The following is a 4,985-nucleotide window of genomic DNA, read 5'->3' as shown; positions in this document are numbered from 1 at the left end:
AAACGCCGGTCTCCGTCGACACCTCCAAGGCGCTCGTCGCCCGCGAAGCCCTGGCCGCCGGCGCCGAAATCATTAACGATGTCACCGCCCTGGCGGGCGACCCAGAGATGGTCCCGCTCGCCGTCCAGTCGCGCGCGGGCGTCTGCGCCATGCACATGCAAGGCACCCCGCAAACCATGCAAGACGCCCCACACTACGCCGACGTCGTCGCCGACGTTCTTGCCTGGCTGCAGTTTCGACAGCGCCAATTGTTGGCGGCCGGCATCGAGCGCGACCAATTAGCCCTCGATCCCGGCATCGGCTTCGGCAAGACCCATCAGCACAATCTCACCCTCTTAGCGGGCTGCCAGCAGTTTCACGAGCTAGGTTCACCGTTAGTCGTGGGACATTCGCGTAAAGGCTTCATTGGCAAAGTGATTGGAGATCGAGAGGCCGATCGAACCTTTGGCGCCATCGGCGTCTCATTAGCTCTGGCAGGCCAAGGCGTGCAAGTGCTCAGGGTGCATGACGTGCGGTCGACCAAGGAGGCTCTGGCGTTGTTCGCCGCCGCTGGTGGCCTGGACGGCCAGCCGCTGCAACTCTCCTAGCCAACGCTGTTTTGGCCGACATTGACCCAAATCGGGCATTATTCGATACTCGTATGGTGCCACAAATTCCGGCACTTTGCGGCGAATTCTGCCATTTCGATTGGTTTACGATGGCCGTTGCCGACTCCACCGACCTGTCCGCCTACTGTCTCGACGTCGCCCGTCGCGCGCAGGTGGCGTCGCAGAAATTGGCAAGCTGCGACAGCATGGCGAAAGAGCGATGGCTCCGTTTGGCGGCCACCGCGCTCCGCGAGCGCTCCGCCGAGATCATCGCCGCCATCCAGATCGATCTCGACCAGGCGCCTCGGTTTGGCCTGAGCGACGCCCAAATCGACCGGCTTAAACTGACCGCCGCGCGCATCGAATCGATCGCGGCCGGCCTCGATCAGGTCCGTGCCCTCCCCGATCCGATCGGCGAGGTCATCGAGTCGTCGGTGCGCCCCAACGGCCTCCAGGTGTGCAAGGTCCGTGTTCCGCTCGGCGTGATTTTCTTTATCTACGAATCACGTCCCAACGTCACGGCCGACGCCGCCGCGCTCTGCGTCAAAAGCGGTAACGCCGTCATCTTGCGTGGTGGCAAGGAAGCCGCGCATTCGAGCCGCGCGATTGTCGATATCCTAATCGCCTGCCTCGAAGAAGTGGGCCTGCCCGCCGATGCGGTGCAATTGGTTTCCACCACCGATCGCGAGGCGGTCGGCCACTTTCTGCGGATGAACGAGTACATCACAGTCGCCATTCCTCGTGGCGGCGAGGGCCTGATTCGCCGTGTCGCCGCCGAAGCGCGGATGCCCGTCATCAAGCATTTCGACGGCAATTGCCATGTCTATGTCGATCGCGCGGCCGATCTCACCATGGCCGAGCGTGTGACCGTGAACGCCAAATGCCAGCGCATGGGGGTCTGCAACGCCGCCGAGTCGCTGCTGGTTCATGCCGACATCGCCGCGCAGTTTTTGCCCCGGATCGCCACGGTGCTACGCGATCGCGGCGTCGAACTTCGTGGCGACGCGCGAGTATGCGATCTGGCGCCAAGCGCCACCTTGGCCACCGAACAAGATTTCGCCACGGAGTTTCTCGGCCCGGTCATTTCGGTCGCCGTGGTTGATTCGCTCGATGCCGCCATCGACCACATCAATCGCTACGGCTCAAAGCATACCGACGCCATCATCACCGCCGATGCCGATGCCGCCCGCCAGTTCGAGCAACGCGTCGATAGTTCAGCGGTCATGGTGAACGCCAGCACTCGCTTCAACGACGGCTTCGAACTCGGCCTTGGCGCCGAGATCGGCATCAGCACCGACAAGCTCCACGCTCGCGGCCCGTGCGGACTGCGCGAGCTCACCAGTTACAAATACGTGTGCCACGGAACCGGCCAGGTGCGCGAATAACAACTTCGGCGGCCGCGCCGCCCACGATCGGAGGCAAGGATGCCAGACGATATTCTCAGTCAGGCGGAAGTCGAAAGCCTGATCAACACGATCGAGAGCAAGCACACGCAATCCGCCGGCGCTGCCGCCGCGCGCCGTCCCGGTCCCGCCGCCCCCAAGCTGCGCGAGAAGGTCATTCCCTACGACTTCAAGCGTCCCGAGCGCGTCGGCAAGGAGCAGATGCGGGCGTTGCAAACCCTGCACGAAGGGTTTGGCCGCAACTTTGGCGCCTCGCTATCGGCCATGTTGCGCCGACTCGTCGAGGTCAAACTCACCAGCGTCGACCAACTCACCTATAGCGAGTTCGTGTTCAGTTTGGAGAATCCCACCTGCTTCAATTTGCTCAAGGCCGATCCGCTGGAAGGAACGTTGATTCTCGACATCAACCCCTCGATTCTCTATCCCATCATCGATCGCCTCTTGGGCGGCGGAGTGGAGAACACCGCGGTCGCCCGCCGTCCGCTCACCGAGATCGAGCTGGGCCTGGTCTCGCACATCACCGAGTTGTTCCTGAAAGAGCTGAAGCACGCCTGGGAGAACGTGGTCGCTCTCGAGCTCTCGGTTGCCCGCGTCGAAAGCAATCCGCAACTGGTGCAGATCGTCCCACCAAACGAGGTGGTGGTGCTCGTCAGCTTCGAGGTCACCCTCGGCGACGTGCGCGGCATGATGAACCTCTGTATCCCCTACAACGCCTTGGAGCGAGTTGGCGGCAAACTCACCGCCAATAGCTGGGTGTCGTACAACCGCAAACATTCCACGCCAGAAACCATCGAAAACATCAGCCAGAATCTGCAAGGCTCCGTGATCGAACTGGCCGTCGAACTCGCCGAAACGCGGATCACCACCAAAGACCTGATCGAACTCCGTGTCGGCGACGTCATCACCACCGCCAAGGACGTGCATAGTCCCCTGGTGGTCCGCATCCAAGGCCGGCCCAAGTTCTACGCCTCACCGGGCGCCTTCAAGGGGCAAAAGGCGATGGAGATCCAGGGCGAAATCAACGACAGCGCCGTGCTGCTCCACAAGCGTCAGGGCTGAGTCGTCGGAGCGCGTTAGTCGTCGGCTTCCGCGATCGCCGCCTCGCACGCGTCGCCAAATAGCGCTAGCCCCCGTGCGATCTCTTCGCGCGTCACACACAATGCAGGGCAAAATCGCACCGCCGCCGCGCCGCACGGCACCAGCAGCAGCCCGCGCTCAAACGCCGCGTGGATCAACCTCCCACGCAGTTCAGCATCGTTGACGCCCTGGCGCTGCGCATCGACGGCCAGCATTAAACCCAATCCTCGAACCTCACCCAGGCAAGGCGAGCGGCTGGCTAGCTCTTCCAGCCCGGCGCGCAGTTCTTGCCCGCGCTCGACGGCGTTTGCCAGATACTCCTGCTCGATCAGATCGAGCGTCGCCATGGCCGCCCGGCAACAGAGCGGATTGCCGCCAAACGTTGAGGCGTGGCTCCCTGGTCCCCACGTCATCCAATCGGCCGTGGCGATCATCGCCCCCAGCGGCATCCCGCTTGCAATCCCCTTGGCCAGGCACACGATATCTGGCTCGAAACCAAAATGCTCTGTAGCGAACATCTTTCCGGTCCGCCCGATGCCCGTCTGCACCTCGTCCACGATCAAGGCGGCGCCATGCTCTCGACTCACGGTGCGCAGCATTTCCAAAAATCGAGGTTCCGCGACGCGGTATCCCCCCTCTCCTTGAACAACTTCCACCACGATCGCCGCCAACTCGCTGGGCGGAAGCGCTCGCTGCAACAGCTCTTCCAGTTCCGCCCGCGAACAATTAAAGGGCAACCGGTGTACTCCGGGCACCAGCGGATCGAAACCTTGCTGATGCACCGCCTTCGACCCGCCCAGCGACATGGCGCCGTAGGTGCGGCCATGAAACGCCCCGTAGAATGCCAACACGCGTGGGCGCCTCGTGGCGAATCGCGCCAACTTGAGCGCCGCCTCCACCGCCTCCGTGCCGCTGTTGGTGAAGAACACCCGTTTCGGCTGATCTCCCGGCGCCAGGCGCGCCAACCGTTCCGCCAGTTCGATCTCCGCGGTGTAGTAGAAGTCGGTCCCCGACATGTGAATCAACCGCTCCGCTTGATCGCGGATTGCCTCCACCACATCCGGGTGGCTATGGCCAGTCGATGTCACCGCCAGTCCTGCCGTGAAGTCGAGAAACAAATTGCCGTCCACATCCTCAATCACGCACTCCCAGCCGCGCGCCGCCACCAACGGATACTCGCGAGTGTAAGAGGGGCTCAGCACCTGATCGTCGCGCGCGATCCAGGAGGCTGCCTTCGGGCCGGGCAACGAAGTGACCAGGTGCGGCACCGTGACGCTGCTGTGCCATCGTTTCATCTTTATTCCGCCTTCATGCCCTGCGCCATACGAATCGTTCGGTCGTGATTCACCGTGAAAGCCGTGCGATGCGTGACCGCCTCTACCAGCGCCGCCGCTGATGGCTGCCCATTGCCGCTGCGTTTGACGCCGCCAAACGGCAGATGCACCTCGGCGCCGATGCACGGCAGATTGACGTAGCCCATGCCGTAGTCGCACTCGTCGCGATATTGCCGCCAGCGGCGATAATCCTCGGTGATGATCCCCACCGACAACCCATACGGCGTGTCGTTGTAAATGCGGATCGCGTCGCCGTCGGTGTCGAACGGCACAATCGCCACGTGCGGCCCAAACACTTCTTCGCGGATTGTGCGAACGCCCGGCCGATGCTCCTGCAAATAGACAAACGGCGACAGGTAATAACCTGCCGCGTGCGCCGCGTCGGTCATCCGTCCGCCGTCGAGCAACACCTTGGCTCCCTCCTGGCGCGCCAGCGCGTTGTAGCGCTCCACCTTGTTGGCGCCGGCTTCGTTAATCAGCGGACCCGCGAATGAACCCTTGTCGAACGGATCGCCAAATTGCAGCCGCCGCGCTCGCGCAACGAACTCCGCCGCGAACGGATCGACCAACTTGCGCTGCACCAG

At 62.8% G+C, this 4,985-nt stretch carries 5 protein-coding genes; 3 read left to right on the top strand and 2 right to left on the bottom strand.

Features of this window, described 5'->3' with window-relative positions:
* The 3 genes from folP to fliM form a co-directional block, all read left to right on the top strand.
* The coding region (gene folP, locus K1X71_20965; GenBank protein MBX7075620.1) for a dihydropteroate synthase at window positions 1–587 on the top strand (587 nt) is incomplete at its 5' end.
* 110 nt (window positions 588–697) lie between these two features.
* Window positions 698–1,972 carry a glutamate-5-semialdehyde dehydrogenase gene (locus K1X71_20960; GenBank protein ID MBX7075619.1) on the top strand — a complete coding sequence of 425 codons (1,275 nt, stop codon included), beginning with the start codon at window positions 698–700 and terminating at the stop codon, window positions 1,970–1,972.
* 39 nt (window positions 1,973–2,011) lie between these two features.
* Window positions 2,012–3,049, top strand: a complete 1,038-nt coding sequence (fliM, locus tag K1X71_20955; protein ID MBX7075618.1) for a flagellar motor switch protein FliM — start codon at window positions 2,012–2,014, stop codon at window positions 3,047–3,049.
* A gap of 14 nt (window positions 3,050–3,063) precedes the next feature.
* On the opposite strand, the gene K1X71_20950 is transcribed toward fliM, so the two are convergent.
* Together K1X71_20950 and K1X71_20945 are read right to left on the bottom strand one after the other, a co-directional pair.
* The gene (locus K1X71_20950) at window positions 3,064–4,362 is read right to left on the bottom strand and encodes an aminotransferase class III-fold pyridoxal phosphate-dependent enzyme (protein ID MBX7075617.1); all 1,299 of its coding nucleotides are present in this window, start codon (window positions 4,360–4,362) and stop codon (window positions 3,064–3,066) included.
* 2 nt (window positions 4,363–4,364) lie between these two features.
* The coding region (locus tag K1X71_20945) for an aldehyde dehydrogenase family protein (GenBank protein MBX7075616.1) at window positions 4,365–4,985 on the bottom strand (621 nt) is incomplete at its 5' end.

The sequence above is a fragment of the Pirellulales bacterium genome, assembly GCA_019694455.1.
GTDB lineage: Bacteria > Planctomycetota > Planctomycetia > Pirellulales > JAEUIK01 > JAIBBY01.
Note: the sequence above shows the minus strand (reverse complement) of the source record. Positions and strands in the feature narration are given on the sequence as shown.